This window comes from Pseudooceanicola sp. NS-SX8 (assembly GCF_057380755.1).
On the sequence record NZ_CM170819.1, the window covers coordinates 3,524,354 to 3,542,075 of the forward strand.

At 67.9% G+C, this 17,722-nt stretch carries 15 protein-coding genes; 4 read left to right on the forward strand and 11 right to left on the reverse strand.

Annotated elements, in window-relative coordinates; all coding sequences use genetic code 11:
- Nucleotides 1–126: 126 nt before the first annotated feature.
- Nucleotides 127–1,395 carry an imelysin family protein gene (locus AC2IR1_RS16190; RefSeq protein WP_486473004.1) on the reverse strand — a complete coding sequence of 423 codons (1,269 nt, stop codon included), beginning with the start codon at nt 1,393–1,395 and terminating at the stop codon, nt 127–129.
- A 30-nt stretch (nt 1,396–1,425) separates the two neighbouring features.
- Complete coding sequence (locus tag AC2IR1_RS16195; protein WP_486473005.1) at nt 1,426–1,893, reverse strand: hypothetical protein; 468 nt, start codon at nt 1,891–1,893, stop codon at nt 1,426–1,428.
- Between the two features lie 375 nt (nt 1,894–2,268).
- Between AC2IR1_RS16195 and AC2IR1_RS16200 the strand changes: the two genes are divergently transcribed.
- Entirely contained in the window at nt 2,269–4,332 is a 2,064-nt protein-coding gene (locus tag AC2IR1_RS16200) for an oxidoreductase (RefSeq protein WP_486473006.1), read from the forward strand.
- A gap of 274 nt (nt 4,333–4,606) precedes the next feature.
- On the opposite strand, the gene AC2IR1_RS16205 is transcribed toward AC2IR1_RS16200, so the two are convergent.
- From AC2IR1_RS16205 to AC2IR1_RS16230, 6 genes are all read right to left on the reverse strand, one after another.
- Nucleotides 4,607–4,855, reverse strand: a complete 249-nt coding sequence (locus tag AC2IR1_RS16205; protein WP_486473007.1) for a formate dehydrogenase subunit delta — start codon at nt 4,853–4,855, stop codon at nt 4,607–4,609.
- Nucleotides 4,845–5,657: a formate dehydrogenase accessory sulfurtransferase FdhD gene (fdhD, locus tag AC2IR1_RS16210; RefSeq protein ID WP_486476428.1), complete on the reverse strand. Its 813-nt coding sequence runs from the start codon at nt 5,655–5,657 to the stop codon at nt 4,845–4,847. Before fdhD ends, AC2IR1_RS16205 begins: the two co-directional genes overlap by 11 nt.
- Nucleotides 5,657–8,560, reverse strand: a complete 2,904-nt coding sequence (gene fdhF / locus AC2IR1_RS16215; RefSeq protein WP_486473008.1) for a formate dehydrogenase subunit alpha — start codon at nt 8,558–8,560, stop codon at nt 5,657–5,659. Before fdhF ends, fdhD begins: the two co-directional genes overlap by 1 nt.
- Nucleotides 8,561–8,717: 157 nt before the next feature.
- Nucleotides 8,718–10,217, reverse strand: a complete 1,500-nt coding sequence (locus AC2IR1_RS16220; protein WP_486473009.1) for an NADH-ubiquinone oxidoreductase-F iron-sulfur binding region domain-containing protein — start codon at nt 10,215–10,217, stop codon at nt 8,718–8,720.
- The gene (locus AC2IR1_RS16225; RefSeq protein ID WP_486473010.1) at nt 10,214–10,705 is read right to left on the reverse strand and encodes a formate dehydrogenase subunit gamma; all 492 of its coding nucleotides are present in this window, start codon (nt 10,703–10,705) and stop codon (nt 10,214–10,216) included. Before AC2IR1_RS16225 ends, AC2IR1_RS16220 begins: the two co-directional genes overlap by 4 nt.
- A gap of 88 nt (nt 10,706–10,793) precedes the next feature.
- A complete protein-coding gene (locus AC2IR1_RS16230) occupies nt 10,794–11,687 on the reverse strand; it encodes a LysR family transcriptional regulator (protein WP_486473011.1) in 894 nt (297 codons plus the stop codon).
- 259 nt (nt 11,688–11,946) lie between these two features.
- On the opposite strand from AC2IR1_RS16230, the gene AC2IR1_RS16235 reads away from it, so the two are divergent.
- Both AC2IR1_RS16235 and AC2IR1_RS16240 read left to right on the forward strand, forming a co-directional pair.
- Nucleotides 11,947–13,350: a bifunctional enoyl-CoA hydratase/phosphate acetyltransferase gene (locus AC2IR1_RS16235; protein ID WP_486473012.1), complete on the forward strand. Its 1,404-nt coding sequence runs from the start codon at nt 11,947–11,949 to the stop codon at nt 13,348–13,350.
- Nucleotides 13,347–14,525: an acetate/propionate family kinase gene (locus tag AC2IR1_RS16240; RefSeq protein ID WP_486473013.1), complete on the forward strand. Its 1,179-nt coding sequence runs from the start codon at nt 13,347–13,349 to the stop codon at nt 14,523–14,525. The genes AC2IR1_RS16235 and AC2IR1_RS16240 overlap by 4 nt, the downstream gene beginning before the upstream one ends.
- 284 nt (nt 14,526–14,809) lie before the next feature.
- On the opposite strand, the gene AC2IR1_RS16245 is transcribed toward AC2IR1_RS16240, so the two are convergent.
- The 3 genes from AC2IR1_RS16245 to AC2IR1_RS16255 form a co-directional block, all read right to left on the reverse strand.
- Nucleotides 14,810–15,466 (reverse strand): SDR family oxidoreductase, encoded by a 657-nt coding sequence (locus AC2IR1_RS16245; RefSeq protein WP_486473014.1) that lies wholly within the window; start codon nt 15,464–15,466, stop codon nt 14,810–14,812.
- A gap of 161 nt (nt 15,467–15,627) precedes the next feature.
- Nucleotides 15,628–15,789, reverse strand: a complete 162-nt coding sequence (gene hemP, locus AC2IR1_RS16250; RefSeq protein WP_486473015.1) for a hemin uptake protein HemP — start codon at nt 15,787–15,789, stop codon at nt 15,628–15,630.
- Nucleotides 15,786–15,956, reverse strand: a complete 171-nt coding sequence (locus tag AC2IR1_RS16255) for a hypothetical protein (RefSeq protein WP_486473016.1) — start codon at nt 15,954–15,956, stop codon at nt 15,786–15,788. Before AC2IR1_RS16255 ends, hemP begins: the two co-directional genes overlap by 4 nt.
- Before the next feature lie 592 nt (nt 15,957–16,548).
- Between AC2IR1_RS16255 and AC2IR1_RS16260 the strand changes: the two genes are divergently transcribed.
- Nucleotides 16,549–17,673 (forward strand): extracellular solute-binding protein, encoded by a 1,125-nt coding sequence (locus AC2IR1_RS16260; protein ID WP_486473017.1) that lies wholly within the window; start codon nt 16,549–16,551, stop codon nt 17,671–17,673.
- Nucleotides 17,674–17,722 lie beyond the last annotated feature (49 nt).

Consider the following 17,722-nt stretch of genomic DNA (forward strand, 5'->3'; position numbering starts at 1 on the left):
CCTTGGCGCGCCGTCTTGTCTTGTTCTTGGCAGCCCCGGCAGCTGCCGGGCCCGCGCCGGACGGATCCCGTTCGCCGGTCCGCCCGAAATTCAAACGGGCGCGCCTGGCTGGCGCGCCCTGTCGGGTCACTCGAAAACGGCGCCCGGATTGTCGAGGCTGTCGGAGCCTTCGAAACCGATCTGGTCCAGCTCCAGCGCGCCGACGGCCCGTTCGATCCCCTTGGTCTGGGTGACCAGCGCATCGACGGCGGCCATGATCAGGGCCTCGCCCTTCTCGTTGCCCCGCTCCAGCATCATGTCGTAGCTGAAGCCCGCCTCGGCCGCGCTTTTCAGCGTCGCCAGCTTGAACATCGTGTCCATCAGGTCGGCCTTCAGGGTGGCATCGACCTCCGGATCGGCCTCGGCCACCAGCTCCGACAGGCTCGGCCCCTCGGTCACGGTGCCGTCCACGCCGGTGTAGGACCCGTAGTAGACGTTCCGGATGCCCAGCCCGTCGTAGTAGTGGCTGTTGTAGGTGTTGTCGGAGAAGCAGTCGTGCTCTTCTTCCGGGTCGTTCAGCAGCACGCCCAGCTTCATGCGCTCGCCCGCCTGCTCCCCGTAGGAAAGGCTGCCCATGCCGGTCAGCATGGCCACGATGCCGGCATCTTCGTCCGCCATGACGGTGGCACGTGCCTCGCCGCCTTCGGCCCATTGCCCGGCCATCCATTCCAGGTCGCTGACCAGCAGGTCGGTGGCGGCCTTCAGGTATTCGCCGCGACGGTCGCAGTTGCCCCCGGTGCAGGCCTCACCCATCGCATAGTCGGTCCAGGGGCGTTCGCCCGCGCCCTTCTCGGTGCCGTGCAGGTCCTGACCCCAGAGCAGGAATTCGATGGCGTGGTAGCCGGTGGCGACATTCGCCTCCACCGCATCGGCCTCGTGCAGGGTGCTTTCCAGCAGCTCCGGCGTGATCTCGGTCGCGTCGATCTCCTCACCCGACAGGGTGAAGGTCGGCGTCGCGACGACGTTCAGCACGGCATAGGCGTTTTCATCGGTGGCGCCGCCATAGGAAGGGTCGACATAGTCGATCAGACCCTCGTCCAGCGGCCAGGCATTCACCTTGCCCTCCCAGTCGTCCACGATCGCATTGCCGAAGCGGAAGGCCTCGGTCTGCTGATAGGGCACGCGGGCCTCTTTCCAGGCGGCCTTCGCGGCCTCCAGCGCTTCGGCGGAGGGATCCGCGATCAGCGCATCCACGGCGGCCTGCAGCGCCTGCGCGGTGGTCAGGCTGTCACCATAGGCGGCGGCGGCGATGTCGGCGTAGGTGGTCAGCACCTCCGCCTTTTCGACGGCGCCAGCCAGGCTCGGCGCGGCCACAAGGGCGGTCGTTGCCAGGGCGGCTTTCAGGATGCGTGTCATTTAGGTCCCCTCGTTCCTGTTGTCAGGTTTTCAATGCAAAGTGGCGGAGCGCGCCCGGTCCGGCATCATCGAGATACCGGCAGGCGCGGCCCGCATCAGATCCAGTCCCAGCACCGTGGCGCAGGACACGACGGCAGGCGCCACATCGGCGCGCACCAGCAGGCAGGCCATCAGCATGGCATCCTCGCTGTCGCCGCTGGCGGCAATGCTGACCAGATGGGCCAGCACCGCCTCGTCGGCGCCGACGCAGGCACAGGTCAGACCGTGGCGCATCAGCGGGCGCCGCAGGTGGCGCAGCACCATGGCGAAAAAATCGTCCAGGCTTTCTTCCAGGCGCAGCCCGCGTTCGGCCCCGGCCATCATCCGCAACTCGCTGGCGAAACGTGCCATCTCGTCCGGCCCCTCGCACCGCGCGCGCAACGCCCCGATCACCAGCGCCTCCGACACCGGCAGCGCGGCGATCTTCGCCACGGCCTCGGCTCCGCGCTGAACGCTCACGCCCGGCCCCCGGCACGGCGCCGCCACAGGCCCGTCCGGGCCGTACCGTTCCGCGTCTGTCGGGTTTCACGAGTCATGGCATCTCCTGTTGGGGTCATTTCTGACCAAAACACTCACCCAAGTCAATCCCGAGTGTTTTGCATGGGAACTTCCATGCCAAGTCCCCGGACCACGCCCCATGCCAAATCCCCGGGCGCTGCGCCGGCCCGCCCCGGGCGCCTTTCGCCCCCGCAAAGGCAAAATCGCGGCACCGGCCGTCGTTTCCGACATCCCGCAGCCGCTTCGCGACGCCGCTGCTTTCAAGCCTCTTGGCAGGTCGCGGCAGCGCATGGTTCGCTCCGCTCGCAGCTACTCTCCAGGGAACTTCACCAGGCCATGACGACCACTGCCGCCCAACAAACCGCCTCCCGCGATCCGCTCCTGCAGCCCTATCAGCTCAAGCATCTGACGCTGAAGAACCGGATCATGACGACCTCCCACGAACCGGCCTATACCGAGGACGGCCTGCCCAAGGACCGCTACCGCGCCTACCATGAGGAACGCGCGCGCGGCGGTGTCGGCATGGTGATGACCGCGGGCTCCGCCGTGGTCTCCCGCGACAGCCCCGCCGCCTTCGGCAACGTCGCCGCCTGGAAGGACGAGATCGTGCCCTGGATGGCAAAGCTGACCGAGGCCTGCCACGCCCATGGCACGGCGGTGATGATCCAGCTCACCCACCTCGGCTGGCGCACCCGCTACGACGTGGAAGACTGGCTGCCTGTCGTGGCCCCGGGCCCCGCCCGTGAACCCGCGCACCGCGCCTATCCCAAGGTCATGGAAGACTGGGACATCGCCCGGGTGATCGAGGACTACGCCCTGGCCGCCGAACGGATGAAACAGGCGGGCCTCGACGGGATCGAACTCGAATGCTACGGCCACCTGATCGACGCCTTCTGGTCACCGCTGCTGAACGCCCAGGACGGGCCCTGGGGCGGCGACACCGAGGCGCGGATGAAGTTCTCCCTCGACGTGCTGCAGGCGATCCGCGACCGCACCGGCCCCGATTTCCTCGTGGGCGTGCGCTACACCGCCGACGACACCATGCCGGGCGGCATCGACGAATCCCTGGGGCTGGAGATCGGCCACCGCCTGAAGGCCTCGGGCCTTGTCGATTTCCTCAACGTGATCAAGGGCCGCATCGACACCGAACCGGACCTGACCGACGTGATCCCGTTGCAGGGCACGCCTTCGGCCCCGCACCTGGATTTCGCGGGCCGCATCAAGGCCGAAGTGGGCCTGCCCACCTTCCACGCCGCCCGCATCGCCGACGTGGCCACGGCACGCCATGCGGTCGCCTCGGGCAAGCTCGACCTCGTCGGCATGACCCGCGCCCATATCGCCGATCCGCACATCGTGGCCAAGATCGCAGCAGGCAAAGAGGATGAGATCCGCCCCTGCGTCGGCGCCACCTACTGCATCGACCGGATCTACGTGGCGGGCGGCGCGCTCTGCGTGCACAACCCGCACACGGGCCGCGAACTGACCCACCCGCATTTCATCGAACCCTCCGAGGCGCCCCGCCGCGTCGTGGTCGTGGGCGCGGGCCCCGGCGGGCTCGAAGCGGCCCGCGTGGCCGCCGAACGCGGCCATATCGTGACCGTGCTCGAAGCCGCCGATCAGCCCGGCGGCCAGGTCCGCCTGCTGGCGCAATCCCCCCGCCGGGCGGAGATGATCGGCATCACCGACTGGCGCATGCAGCAATGCGAGGCGAGGGGCGTCGAATTCCGCTTCAACACCTTCGCCGAGGCAGAGGACATCACCGCCCTCTCGCCCGACCTCGTGGTGCTTGCCACCGGCGGCCTGCCCCATACCGAGGTAATCGCGGGCGCCGACCTGGCCCTCTCTGCCTGGGACGTCCTCTCCGGCGAGGTGAAGCCGGAAGGCTCGGTGCTGATCTTCGACGAGGTGGGCGACCATGCGGCAATGCAGGCGGCGGAGAAGCTGGTCTCCCTCGGTTGCAAGGTGGAGTTCATGAACCGCGAGCGCGGCCTTTCGCCGGAAATCCTCGGCATGAACTTCGTGCCCTACATGCGCGCGCTGCAGGACAAGGAGGTGACATTCACCGTCGCCCGCCGCCTTCTGGGCCTCGCCCGCGACGGCAATCGCCTGACGGCCACGATCGGCACCGACTACTCGAAATGGACGACAGAGGCGCAGTACGACGCGGTGCTGGTCAACGCCGGCACCATGCCACTGGATGACCTCTACTTCGACCTGAAACCGCTGTCGCGCAACCGGGGCGAGGTCAGCCAGTCTGCCCTCACCTCCTGCTCGGGATACCCCTTCCCCCAGGTGGCGCCCGATGCCGCCTTCGACCTGGTGCGGATCGGCGATGCGGTCGCCGCCCGCAACATCCACGCAGCGATCTTCGAAGCCATGCGGATCCTGCGCCAGGTCTGATCCCGGCACGACAATAGCAAACCGGTGCGGGGGGCTCTGCCCCCCGTCTCCCTTCCGGAGACTCCCCCCGGAGTATTTTCGGCGGGTTGAAAGCAGGATGTGGCACGCCACTGCGGCCGCTCCGGCAACTGCACTGGCGCGCCCTCCCTTTGCAAAGGCAGGGTTCCGCCCTCCGGGCCGGCGCGCGCCTGATCAGTCGGCGTTCCATCCCGCGGCTTCAACCCGCCCGCAATACTCCTGCCGGAGGCAATCGACCGCAGGTCGATACCCCTGCTCAGGCTTCCGCAGGCCGCCTGACGTGCCGGGCGGCGTCCACCACCAGCGGATCGAACCCGACATGCCCAGCCTCGACCAGGGCCAGGAACTGCGCCCGCATGCGCGGCTCCCAGAAGTCGTTCAGATGCGCCGCGATCTGCTCTGCCTGCCCGTCACCGGGCTGGCTGCGAAAGAAGGTGGCGATCTGGTTGGCCATCATCACCAGCTTGGGACCGGTGGCGGTTTCATGCGACGGGTCAAGCGACATGGGTGTCTCCTTCGCGGATCCGCTCCGCATGGGCGTAGATGTCGAAGCCCTCGCCACGGGCGAAGGCGGCAAGGGTGATCCCCGCAGCCCCGGCCAGCCGCACCGCGTGGGCCGTGGGGGCGGAAACGGCGACCAGCGTGGTGCATCCCACCTGCGCCGCCTTCTGTACCAGCTCCACCGACAGGCGGCTGGTCATCACGAAGGCGCCCGACGCCGGGTCGATCCCCGCCCGCGCCAGCGCCCCGATCAGCTTGTCGAGCGCATTGTGCCGGCCCACGTCCTCACGTGCCATCACCAGCCCCTCGCCGGGGCGCAGGAAGCCTGCCGCATGAGCCGCGCGCGTCTGGTCGTGCAGCGGCTGGTGCCCGCGCAGCGCCGCCGCGGCCCTGGCGATCTCTGCCGCGACGAAGACGGGCCCGGGTCCGACCTGCGGCAGTGGACGCACCGCTTCCTCCAGGCTGTCGATACCGCAGAGCCCGCAGCCCACCGGACCCAGCATCGCGCGGCGGCGGCGCTTGACCGCATCCGCGCGCTCCGGCGCCAGCCACATGCGGCACTCGCTGCCCGCCGCGTGCTCCAGCACCTCCAGCTCCGTCACCTCGCCCGGGGCCGCCACGATCCCTTCGGACAGCGAAAAGCCCAGCGCGAAATCCTCCAGGTCCTGCGGCGTGCACATCATCACCGCCTGGGTGGACCCGTCGTAGACCAGCGCCACCGGCCATTCCTCCGGCAGCGCGCGGGTCACCTCGCGCGCCACGCCCCCGCCCAGCGAGAGCCCCGGAAGCGACCGCACCGGCCGCATCATTCCGCCGCCGGCAGGATCCGCCGCGACCGTTCGGCCTGGGCATTGTAATCCTGCTGCCAGTCGGACGGCCCGTTGGACAGGCTCACCTGCACCGCCGTCACCTTGTACTCCGGGCAGTTGGTCGCCCAGTCCGAGAAGTCGGTGGTGATCACGTTGGCCTGCGTGTCCGGGTGGTGGAAGGTGGTATAGACCACGCCCGGCGACATCCGCTCGCTGACCTTTGCCCGCAAAGACGTCTCGCCCGAGCGCGAGGCCAGCCGCACCCATTGCCCATCGACGATCCCCCGCACCTCGGCGTCGTGGGGATGGATCTCCAGCACGTCTTCCTCGTGCCAGACCGAATTCCCGGTCCGCCGCGTCTGGGCGCCGACGTTGTACTGCGACAGGATCCGCCCGGTGGTCAGCAGCAGCGGGAAGCGCGGCCCGGTCTTTTCCTCGGTGGCGACATATTCGGTGACGATGAACCGCCCCTTGCCGCGTACGAACCCGTCCACATGCATCAGCGGCGTGCCGTCCGGGTGCTCGGCATTGCAGGGCCACTGCACACTGCCCTTCTCCTCCAGCAGATCATAGGTCACCCCGGCGAAGCTGGGCGTGGTCAGGGCGATCTCCGCCATGATCTCACCGGGATGCGCATAGGACCAGTTCGCCCCCATGGCATTGGCCAGCATCTGCGTCACTTCCCAGTCGGCGTATCCCGCCTTCGGCGCCATCACCTCCCGCACCCGGTTGATCCGGCGCTCGGCATTGGTGAAGGTCCCGTCCTTTTCCAGGAAGGTCGAACCGGGCAGGAAAACATGGGCGTAGTTCGCCGTCTCGTTCAGGAACAGGTCATGGACGATGACGCATTCCATCGCCGCCAGCCCCGCCGAAACGTGCTTCGTGTCGGGATCGGACTGCAGGATGTCCTCGCCCTGACAGTAGAGCCCCTTGAAGCTGCCATCCACGGCGGCGTCCAGCATGTTGGGGATGCGCAGGCCGGGCTCGGGGTCGATCTCGACACCCCAGACCTTGCCGAAGAGGTCACGCACCGCCTCGCCCTTCACATGGCGATAACCGGGCAGCTCATGCGGGAAGGACCCCATGTCGCAGGACCCCTGCACGTTGTTCTGGCCGCGCAGCGGGTTCACCCCCACGCCGGGACGTCCGACATTGCCGGTCAGCATGGCCAGGTTGGCGATCCCCATGACGGTGGTCGACCCCTGGCTGTGCTCGGTCACGCCCAGCCCATAGTAGATCGCACCATTGCCGCCGGTGGCAAAGGTGCGGGCCGCGGCGCGCAGTTCCTCCGCCGGCACGCCGGTCAGCGCCTCGGTCTCTTCCGGGCTGTGGCGCGGATCGGAAATGAACTCGGCATAACCCAGGTACTCGTCCCAGTCGCAGCGCGCGCGGATATAGGCCTCGTCGGCCAGCCCCTCGGTCACGATCACATGGGCCAGCGCCGAAACGACAGCGACATTGGTCCCGGGCCGCAGCGCAAGGTGGTGATCCGCCGCGATATGCGCCGACTTCACCAGGTCGATCTTGCGCGGATCCACCACAATAAGCTTGGCCCCCGCCCGCAGCCTTTTCTTCAGGCGCGAGCCGAAAACGGGGTGCGCATCGGTCGGGTTGGCGCCGATGACGATGACGACATCGGTCTGTTCGACGCTGTCGAAATCCTGCGTCCCCGCCGAGGTGCCAAAGGTCTGCCCCAACCCGTAGCCGGTGGGCGAATGGCACACCCGCGCGCAGGTGTCGGTGTTGTTATTGCCGAAGACCGCGCGCGCCAGCTTCTGCACCAGGAAGGTCTCTTCGTTGGTACAGCGGGACGAGGTGATCACCCCGATCGACTTCTGCCCATACTTCTCCTGCAAGCCCCGCATCTTTCCGGCGGCAAAGGTCAGCGCCTCGGTCCAGCTCACCTCGCGCCACGGCTCGTCGATGCTGTCGCGCACCATGGGCGACAGGATCCGGTCCGGGTGATCGGCATAGCCATAGGCGAACCGCCCCTTGACGCAGCTGTGCCCCCGGTTGGCCTTGCCCTCCTTCCAGGGCACCATCCGCACCAGCTTGTCGCCCTGCAGCTCCGCCTTGAAGCTGCAGCCCACCCCGCAATAGGCGCAGGTGGTCACGACCGAGCGCTGCGGCACGCCCATCTCGATCACCGACTTCTCCTGCAACGTCGCCGTCGGGCAGGCCTGCACGCAGGCGCCGCAGCTGACGCAGTCCGAGGACAGGAAATTGTCCAGCGAGGTGCCCGCCGAGACCCGACTGTCGAAGCCACGCCCCTCGATGGTCAGCGCAAAGGTCCCCTGCACTTCCTCGCAGGCGCGGACGCAGCGGTTGCAGACGATGCACTTGCTGGGATCATAGGTGAAATAGGGATTGCTCTCGTCGCAGGGCAGATACTCGGGGTTGGCCTCCCCGCCGGTATCGCGCACCGCGAAATGGTTGGCCTTCTCAGGCGCCGCGTCATAGCGCACATCGCGCAGGCCCACGGCGCCCGCCATGTCCTGCAGCTCGCAATCGCCATTGGCCGAACAGGTCAGGCAGTCCAGCGGGTGATCGGAGATGTAAAGCTCCATCACTCCCTTGCGGATCCGGCGCACCTTCTCGGACTGGGTATGCACCACCATCCCGTCATGTACCGGCGTGGTGCAGGAGGCGGGCGTGCCCCGCCGCCCCTCGATCTCCACCACGCACAACCGGCAGGACCCGAAGGCCTCAAGGCTGTCGGTGGCGCAAAGCTTCGGGATATCCAGCCCCGCCTCCGCCGCCGCCCGCATGACGGATGTGCCCGCAGGCACCACCACCGCCTTGCCGTCGATGGTCAGATGCACCGGCTTGCCGCTCCTGGCGGGCGTGCCCATGTCCTTGTCATCAAGGGATTTGTCATTGGGAATGATGAAATCCTTCATGCCTGGATCCTCCCATTGGCCACTTGGCACCGGCCTGTTTCCATTCGATGGCTGAAAATACTCCGGGGAGCGCGAGGGATCGCCATTGATCCGCCATTGGTCCGAGGACAATGGCGATGCCCCTCGCTCCCGTCCATGCCGACCAAACAACGCCCGATCATTCCGCCGCCTCCGTCACTAGACCGAATTCCTCCGGAAAGGCCTCCAGCGCCGACATCACCGGATAGGGCGTGAACCCGCCAAGCGCACACAGCGACCCGTCCTTCATCGTCTCACAAAGGTCGGTCAACAGCTCCACCGCGCCCGCGTCGCCCGCCGCGATCCGGTCGATGGTCTCGACGCCCCGCACCGCGCCGATGCGGCAGGGGGTGCACTTGCCGCAGCTCTCCACGGCGCAGAACTCCATGGCGAAACGCGCCATGCGCGCCATGTCGGCGGTCTCGTCAAAGACCACCACGCCCGCATGGCCGATCAGCCCACCCTGCCCGTCGAACTCTTCATACCCGAAAGGCGTGTCGAACTTCCCGCGCCCGAAATAGGCCCCCAGCGGGCCGCCGATCTGCACCGCCTTCACCGGACGGCCCGAGGCCGTGCCGCCGCCGATCCCCTCGACCAGATCGCCCAGCGTCATGCCGAAGGCGGTCTCGAACAGCCCGCCGTGCTTCACGTTGCCCGCGATCTGCACCGGGATCGTGCCCCGCGACCGGCCCAGCCCGAAGTCCGCATAGAACTGCGCGCCGCGCTCGAAGATCACCGGCACCGTGGCCAGCGAGATGACGTTGTTCACCACCGTCGGCCGGCCGAGGAACCCTTCCAGCGCCGGCAGCGGCGGCTTGGCCCGCACCACGCCCCGCTTGCCTTCCAGCGAGTTCAGCAGGCTGGTCTCCTCGCCACAGACATAGGCCCCCGCGCCCACGCGCACCTCCATGTCGAAGGTCCGCCCCGAGCCCAGCACATCCGCGCCCAGCACGCCCGCCGCCCGGGCCACATCAATGGCGGCCTCCATGGCGGCCACGGCGTCCGGATACTCGGACCGGGTATAGACGTAGCCCTGCACCGCGCCGGTGCAGAGCCCGGCAATCGCCATGCCCTCGATCAGGCTGAAGGGGTCGCCCTCCATGATCATCCGGTCGGCGAAGGTGCCGCTGTCGCCCTCGTCGGCGTTGCAGACGATGTATTTCTTTTCGGCATGGGCCATCCGCACGGTGTCCCACTTGATGCCGGTCGGGAACCCGGCGCCGCCACGACCGCGCAGGCCCGATGCCTTCACCTCGTCGACGATCTGCTCACCGCTCATGCCCAGCGCCCGGCGCAGGCCGCGCAGCCCGCCATGGGCCTCGTAATCTTCCAGGCTCAGCGGGTCGATCACCCCGCAGCGGGCAAAGGTCAGCCGCGTCTGCTGCGCAAGGAAGGGGATCTCCTCGGTCAGGCCAAGGCTCTCGACCTCCCCCGCCAGAATGCCCGGCACATCCGCCGCAGCAACCGCGCCCCAGGCCTCGCGCCCCGCGCCCCGGTCGATCTCCAGCAGCGGTTCCAGCCAGACCATGCCGCGCGATCCCACGCGCACCACCTCGACACCGGCCGCCGCCAGCGCCGCCGCAACGTCTTCGGCACCCAAAGCCTTCGCCACGGCATCCTTCGACAGATAGACCTTCATTCCGCTGCCTCCGCCAGGGCCACCAGCGCGCCCGCATCGGCCCGCGCCACCAGCCTGTCATCCAGCATCGCCGCCGGCCCGCAGGCACACAGGCCCAGACAGTAGACCGGCTCCACCGTCAGCCGCCCGTCGGCGCTCGTCCCGTGCCAATCCAGCCCCAGCGCCGCCAGCACATCCGCCGCCATCGCCGCGCCGCCCATCGCCTGACAGGCCTCGGCCCGGCAAATCTTCAGCACGTGACGCCCGGCAGGCGCCTTGCGGAAATCATGGTAGAAGGAAATCACCCCATGCACCTCGGCCCGGCCAAGGTTCAGCGCATCGGCCAGCAGCGGCACGGCGCTTTCGGGCACATGACCAAAGGCGGCCTGTATGTCGTGCAACATGGGCAGCAGCGGCCCCTCGCGCCCGATGTGACGGGCAATCAGGGGCTGGATGTCCTGAGCCGCGACGGGCGGGGTGCCCTCCGGCTGAACTGGCTGCGGGTGCATGATCGTCTCCCTGCGCTGGCTTTCGCCCTCTCTTCGGCAAGACTTCATGCGAAATCAATATCGAAATTCCGTCATTCGATAGGCGATATCAATCAAACTCCTCTGCCGCCAGCCGCGCCGCCTGCTCCAGCAGGGCCTGCAGAACCGGCGTCTGCGGCTCCTGGAACGGCGCGACAATGCCCACCTCCGGCCCGCTCTCCTCCGGCGCCACCGGCACGCAGACCAGCGCCCGGCCAGAGGCCAGGAAGGTCGCCAGTTCTACCGGCAGCACCGTCGCCAGGCCCGCGCTTTCCACGTGGCTTACCAGCACGACGGTGGAATTGCTCTCCAGCCGCGCCGCGGGCGCCACCCCCGCCCCCGCCAGCGCGCGCCCGATGATGCGGCGGTTCTGCATGTCCTGGGTCAGAAGGCACAACTCGTGCCCCGCGAAATCCCCCCATTCCAGCACCTCCCGCCCCGCCAGCGGATGTTCCGGCGGGCAGACAGCGGCATAGCGCTCCCGGTACAGCGGTGCGGTGGCGACGTGGCCCAAAGGCTCCCCGTCGAGGTAGGACAGCCCCGCGTCGATCTCGAAATCCTCCAGCAGGGTCAGGATCTCCGCGCTGTTGCGGCTCAGGATGGTGAACTCCACGCCCGGATGGCCGTCGCGAAACGCAGTGGCCAGCCGAGAGGCCCAGGTCAGCGCCGTCGGGATCACGGCCAGTCGCAGGTGGCCCGCCAGCCCCTCGCGCGCAAAGCGCATCTCCTCCTTCAGGCGCCGGGTATCGCCCACGATCTGCCTGGCCCAGGCCAGCGCCCGCTGCCCCTCGGGCGTCAGCCCGCCAAAGCGCGATCCGCGCAGCACCAGCTTCACCCCCAGCTGATCCTCCAGCTGGCGGATCCCCGTCGACAGGCTCGGCTGGGTGATGCCCAGCGCCTCGGCCGCCCGGCCGAAATGCTGTTCCTTGGCCAGCGCGATGAGCATTTCCAGTTTCGCGATCATCCCGGCACTCTGCCCCCAAACGCATGCCTTGCCCAGCCCGTACCACGCCCCTCCCATTTTCAGGCTTCAAATATCCCGGGGGGGCCGGCGCAGCCGGCGGGGGCAGCGCCCCCAGCGCCGCCAAACACACCATACCCGGCAGAATGCTGCGACCGGACGCACCGCCACGGCCCCCGGCACTTTTCGGCGCGACCTGATCCATGTCACGGTCAGGCCACGAAATTCTGCAACTGTGCCGGCAGCGGCAACAGGAGGCCCCATGCGGATAGAGAACAAGACCTTCGACGAGCTTGCCATCGGCGACACGGCGGAGCTCAAGCGCCTTTGCACCCAGGATGACCTGCTGGCCTTCGCCAATGTCTCCGGCAACCACAACCCGATGCACCTCTATGACCGCGACGGCGATGGCGACGGCGAACATGAGGCCGTGGCCCCGGGCATGTTCGTGGGCTCCATGGTCTCCGCCGTGCTGGGCAACATCCTCCCCGGGGCGGGCACGCTCTACCGCTCCCAGACGTTCGAGTTCCACGCCCGCGCCCACGCGGGGGAGGAGCTCACCTCCCGCGTGACCGTCACCGCCAAGCACCCCGAAACCCGCTGCGTGACCCTTGCGACCGAAATCCGCCGCCCCTCCGATGACACGCTGATCCTCTCGGGGGAGGCCTGCGTCTATGCCCCCCGGGTGAAGATCCACCGCAATGCGCAGGACATCCCCGGGCTGATCGTCCAGCGCCACCGCCATTTCGAACGGTTGCTGGAACTGGCCGAACCCCTGCCGGCTCTCAGCACCGCCGTGGTCTGCCCCGAGGAACCCCGTTCCCTCGGCGGCGCCCTGCTGGCGCGACAGCACACGCTGATCGAACCGATCCTGGTGGGCAATGCCGCGAAGATCGCCGCCACCGCCGCAGAGCTGGAGCAGTCGCTGGACGGGATAGAGGTCATCGACATCCCCGATCACCGCGCCGCCGCCCTGCGCTCCGTCGCGCTGGTCAACGAAGGCCGGGCACAGGCGCTGATGAAGGGCCACCTGCACACCGACGACCTGCTGCGACCCGCCCTGGACAAGGCCACGGGCCTGCGCGCCGGGCGCCGCTTCACCCATATCTTCGTCATGGACGTGCCCGGGCTGGCACATCCCCTGCTCGTGACCGATGCCGCGATCAACATTGCGCCGGATCTGAAGACCAAGATGGACATCTGCCAGAACGCCATCGACCTGGCGCTGTCGCTGGGGATCGAACAGCCGAAGGTCGGCGTCCTCTCCGCCGTGGAAACGGTGAACCCCGACATCCCCTCCTCTCTCGACGCCGCACTCCTGTCGAAGATGGCCGACCGGGGCCAGATCACCGGCGGGCTGGTCGACGGGCCGCTGGCCATGGACAATGCCGTCGACATCGGTGCCGCGCGGACCAAGGGCATCAATTCCCCCGTCGCCGGCCGGGCCGAGATCCTGGTGGTGCCGAACCTCGACGCGGGCAACATGGTGGCGAAGCAGCTGACCTATATCTCCCACGCCGAAGGCGCGGGGCTGGTGCTGGGCGCGCGGGTGCCGATCATCCTCAACTCCCGCGCCGATGACGACATGTCGCGCCTGGCCTCCTGCGCCGTGGCCGCCCTCCACGACGCCCGCATCACCGGAAAGAGCACGGGAAAAACGGCATGACCGACCGCCACCTCCTCGTCCTCAACGCGGGCTCCTCCTCGCTGAAATTCGGCCTCTTCACCGCCGAGCCGGAACCCATGGCCCTGGCCACCGGCCTCATCGAACGCATCGGCGGCGCGGCGGAGCTGCACCTGAAGAAGGCCGGCGGCGCCGTCATCGCGGATGAGGTCCTGCCCCAGGCCCAGGGCGCCACCCACAAGGGCGCGCTGCATGCCGCACTCACCCCGCTGCACGACGCCTTCCCCAACGCCGACATCATCGGCTGCGGCCACCGCATCGTCCACGGCGGGCGCAACTATGCCGAACCCGTGGTGCTGAACGACCACGCGCTCTCCTACCTCGAAACGCTGATCCCCTTCGCGCCGCTGCACCAGCCGCACAACCTCGCGGGTATCGACGCCGCGAAGGAAGCCTTCCCGCAGGCGCATCAGGTGGCCTGCTTCGACACGGCCTTCCACCGCCACCACCCCTTCGTGAACGACACCTTCGCCCTGCCGCGGAAATATTACGAGAAGGGCGTGCGCCGCTACGGCTTCCACGGGCTGAGCTACGACTACATCTCGGGCCAGCTGAAACAGATGGCGCCCTCGCTCCACGCCGGCCGCGTGGTCGTGGCCCACCTGGGCAACGGCGCCTCGATGTGCGGCATGGTCGCGGGACGCTCGGTCGCCTCCTCCATGGGGTTCTCGGCGCTGGACGGGCTGCCCATGGGCACCCGCTCCGGCCAGCTCGACCCGGGCGTGCTTTTGTACCTCATGGATCAGGAAGCCATGACGCCGCAGCAGATCTCGGACCTGCTCTATACCGAAAGCGGGCTGAAGGGGATGTCGGGCATCGGATCGGACATGCGCACCCTGCTGGCCTCGAACAATCCGCACGCACGCGAAGCGATCGACTACTTCTGCTTCCGCATCCGCCGCGAGTTGGGCGGGCTGGCCGCCGCGCTCGAAGGGCTGGACGCGCTGATCTTCACCGGCGGCATCGGCGAACACGCCGCCGAAATCCGCGCCCGGGTCTGCCGCGGCATGCACTGGCTGGGGGTGGAGGTCGACGAGCGCCGCAACGACACCGGCGAAACCCTGATCTCGACCGAATTGTCCCGGGTGCGGGTGCTGGTCATCCCCACCAACGAGGAACTGGTCATCGCCCGCGCCACGGCCCGGCTGTCGCATTGATCGGGGGGGCATTGATCCGGGGGGCCTGCTGATCCGACGGATCCACTGATCCGAAGGGCAGAGGGGGGCCTTGCCCCCCGTCTCCGTTCCGGAGACTCCCCCCAGGATATTTTTGGCCAAAAAATGGGAGGGGCGGGACGCGCTGGTGGCAGCCGCAGCTTGCATGACAGAGCCTGCACGCTCTCATCCCGAACGTCCGCCAAGCTGCAGGGCCGCGTTCCGCATTCCCATCGGGCCGGGAATGCCCCCCGCACCGGCTTGGCGGGTAACAGGGGGCGGCTTGCCTAGGCCCTGCGGCAGGCGGCGACCGCCTCGGCAACCGGCGTTTCGCCATCGGTCAGCTCCAGGATCTCCTGCCGGATCTCCGGCGTGTCGATCAGCCGGGCCAGGACCGCCGCCACGTTGCCGCGCCGGACCGCGCCGTAGACCAGCGCCCGCGACAGGGACACCGCATCATCGCCCTCCTCGTGCAGCAGGGTGCCGGGGCGCAGGATCACCCAGTCGAGGCCGGAGGCCGCCAGCGCCGCATCCGCCTCCTTCTTCACCCGCATGTAATGCTCGAACCGCGGGTTCGGCTCCCGCTCGCGGCCGGCTTCCGGCATGGCGGAGACGAGGTAGACCCGGGAAATCCCGTTGGCCCGCGCCGCCGCGATCATCTTCTCCGGGCCGCGCCCGTCGATTTCAGTGGTGCGGTCCAGCCCGCTGCCCGCAGCCCCTGCGGAAAAGACGATGACATCGTGGCCCGCCGCCGCATCCGTCATCTCCGCCGCGCCCATCTCCATCAGGTCGCCGGCGACCGGGGTCACCCCCTGCGCCTGCAGGGCTGCAGCCTGTTCGGGGGCGCGATGCAGCCCGGTCACCTGATGGCCGGCGGCAACCAGCAGGGGGGCAAGACGGTGACCGACGCCGCCGGTGGCGCCGATGAGCAGGATACGGGACATGGGAGAGGCCTTTCTTCTTTGCACCCTCCACATAGGACAAACGCCCGGCCCGTCACACCCCGAAGGGACATGACGGAACCGGGCGTCTGGCGCAGCGTGGCGCAGGCACGCGCCCCGAAGGCCGGTCGCAGGCAGCCCTGCCGCCCCGGCTCTTCAGGGTCTCACTTCGTCAGGATCAGCTTGCCCGCGCGGGTGATCCGCAGGGTGTAGACCTGGTCATTCAGCACGATATGTGCCGTGGCCCCACCCTGGGTCAGTTCCTGGGCGGAGTGCTGGGGGATGGCGGGCAGCGCCGTTTCCCGGTCAATTTTCTCGGACATCATCGCGTCGTTTCCTTCCATTCCATCCGCTCCATCACATGTTCCAGCCCGAAGCCCCCGCCCTCCGGCCCCTCGAAGAGCTTCGCGAGAAGCTCGACCGGCCGGTAAAGGTCACTCTCTTCGGAGCGTCTCTTCCTGGGCATTTCGGTGCTGGTCCAGTCGCGCGGCATCTGGGGTCCTCGTTCGATCAGATTCGGCTTTGCCGCAGGGCGGCATGGCTGGACGGGTAAAAGTTGACTGATCTGATCAGGATTGTCAATCCGACGAGTTCACTCAGGCAAGAGATCCGCAGCCGTCAGCGGACCCGCCCCGCCCTGTCCACGGAACTGCACGGATTTCAGGCATCGCCCCCCGCGGCGCCCCCAGGTGCGCCCCTCGGAGCCCCCCATATGTCCTCATGCGGGCCTGGTACACCCCAGGTCCGGGCCCGCGGGCGCCCAAGGGAAAAAGCTTCGGCACCACCTGAACGGACACCGGCAACCATCACCGGCATCAGCCACCGGCACAAGTCACCACGCGGCGCGCCGGGCGCGCATCCTTCGGGCCGTGCGGCACGGCCCGCCGCAGGTGACCCAGCGGAACTTCCCCACTCTGCGACCCTCGGGAAATTCTTTATTGACCGGTCGATCAAGTAACGGCTTTCATGAGCGCGTTACATTTCCGTCATCAGGCGGTGTCACTGCGGGACTACTGCGGCGACATCGTCCACACGGGCCGCCAAGCGCCCGGATCGTGGAATTCAGATCACAACAGGGGATTTACATGACCATCACCCGCCGTACCGCGCTGCAGCTGACCGCTGGCGCCGTTGCCGCTCCCGCCGTCCTGCGTGCCTCCGACGCGCTGGCCTCCTCCGGCTCCGTCAAGGTCTTCGCCTGGCAGGACTACATCCAGCCCAATATCGCCGAGAAGTTCGAGGCCGAGACCGGCATCACGCTCGACCTGACCACCTTCGGGTCCAACGACGAGGCCGAAAGCACCGTGCGCGCCAATGGCGGCAAGGGCTTCGACGTGGTCTTCCCCTCCATCACCAACGTCTCCAACTACTACGACGACGATGGCGAGCATTACTTCCAGCCGATCCCCGATGCGGTGAACGCCGGCGCCATCATCCCGGCCTTCCTGCGGGACAGCGGTGCGCTCGGCGGCGTGCAGAACGGCGCCCAAGTCGTCCTGCCCTTCGACTGGGGCACCGAGGGCATCACCCTGAACCGCGGCGCCCTGCCGATCGCCGATGCCGACCTGTCCTACGGTGATCTCTTCGGCGAAGGCACCATGGGCGGCAAGGCCGCCTTCCGCCAGAAATCCGCCCTGATCGGCGTCGGCCTCTACCTGACGGCCGCCGGCGAGATCGAGAGCAACCGCATGCTCGACGTCTACAAGTCCGAAGAGGACGCGCGCCGCATCTTCGGCTCCATCGTCGAATTCATGGTCGCCAACAAGGACCACTTCGGCGCCTTCTGGAACAACGGGACCGAGGCAACCGCCGCCTTCAAGGATGCCGGCTGCGTCATCGGCCAGACCTGGGACACCACCGGCCTGCTGCTGAACCGCGAAGACAGCAACTACGTCTACCGCGCGCCCAAGGAAGGCATCATCACCTGGCTCGACAGCTTCGGCATGCTGCGCGGCGCAGAGAACCAGGAACAGGCGATCGAGTTCATCAACTTCATGCTGAAGCCCGAAGTCGGCGGCATGTTCGCCAACAACACCGGCTACAACTCCGCCGTCACCGGCGCGGCCGACTACGCCTCGGAGGAATTCAAGGCGCAGTTCAACGAAGTCTACACGCCGGAAGTGCTGGGCAACATGTGGTGGTGGCAGTCCGACACCCCGTTCTACGCCCCCGTCGTGAACGAGATGGTGGAAATCATCACCAACGCCTGATCAGGCGCAGGGGGCGTGCCGTCAGCGGTGCGCCCCTTTTCCGTTCGCG

What these genes read in the sequence shown, in the direction of transcription:
- AC2IR1_RS16190 (WP_486473004.1), bottom strand. Translation starts at nt 1,395, where the DNA reads ATGACACGCATCCTGAAAGCCGCCCTGGCAACGACCGCCCTTGTGGCC.
- AC2IR1_RS16200 (WP_486473006.1), top strand. Translation starts at nt 2,269, where the DNA reads ATGACGACCACTGCCGCCCAACAAACCGCCTCCCGCGATCCGCTCCTG.
- AC2IR1_RS16205 (WP_486473007.1), bottom strand. Translation starts at nt 4,855, where the DNA reads ATGTCGCTTGACCCGTCGCATGAAACCGCCACCGGTCCCAAGCTGGTG.
- fdhD (WP_486476428.1), bottom strand. Translation starts at nt 5,657, where the DNA reads ATGCGGCCGGTGCGGTCGCTTCCGGGGCTCTCGCTGGGCGGGGGCGTG.
- fdhF (WP_486473008.1), bottom strand. Translation starts at nt 8,560, where the DNA reads ATGAAGGATTTCATCATTCCCAATGACAAATCCCTTGATGACAAGGAC.
- AC2IR1_RS16220 (WP_486473009.1), bottom strand. Translation starts at nt 10,217, where the DNA reads ATGAAGGTCTATCTGTCGAAGGATGCCGTGGCGAAGGCTTTGGGTGCC.
- AC2IR1_RS16225 (WP_486473010.1), bottom strand. Translation starts at nt 10,705, where the DNA reads ATGCACCCGCAGCCAGTTCAGCCGGAGGGCACCCCGCCCGTCGCGGCT.
- AC2IR1_RS16230 (WP_486473011.1), bottom strand. Translation starts at nt 11,687, where the DNA reads ATGATCGCGAAACTGGAAATGCTCATCGCGCTGGCCAAGGAACAGCAT.
- AC2IR1_RS16235 (WP_486473012.1), top strand. Translation starts at nt 11,947, where the DNA reads ATGCGGATAGAGAACAAGACCTTCGACGAGCTTGCCATCGGCGACACG.
- AC2IR1_RS16240 (WP_486473013.1), top strand. Translation starts at nt 13,347, where the DNA reads ATGACCGACCGCCACCTCCTCGTCCTCAACGCGGGCTCCTCCTCGCTG.
- AC2IR1_RS16245 (WP_486473014.1), bottom strand. Translation starts at nt 15,466, where the DNA reads ATGTCCCGTATCCTGCTCATCGGCGCCACCGGCGGCGTCGGTCACCGT.
- hemP (WP_486473015.1), bottom strand. Translation starts at nt 15,789, where the DNA reads ATGATGTCCGAGAAAATTGACCGGGAAACGGCGCTGCCCGCCATCCCC.
- AC2IR1_RS16255 (WP_486473016.1), bottom strand. Translation starts at nt 15,956, where the DNA reads ATGCCGCGCGACTGGACCAGCACCGAAATGCCCAGGAAGAGACGCTCC.
- AC2IR1_RS16260 (WP_486473017.1), top strand. Translation starts at nt 16,549, where the DNA reads ATGACCATCACCCGCCGTACCGCGCTGCAGCTGACCGCTGGCGCCGTT.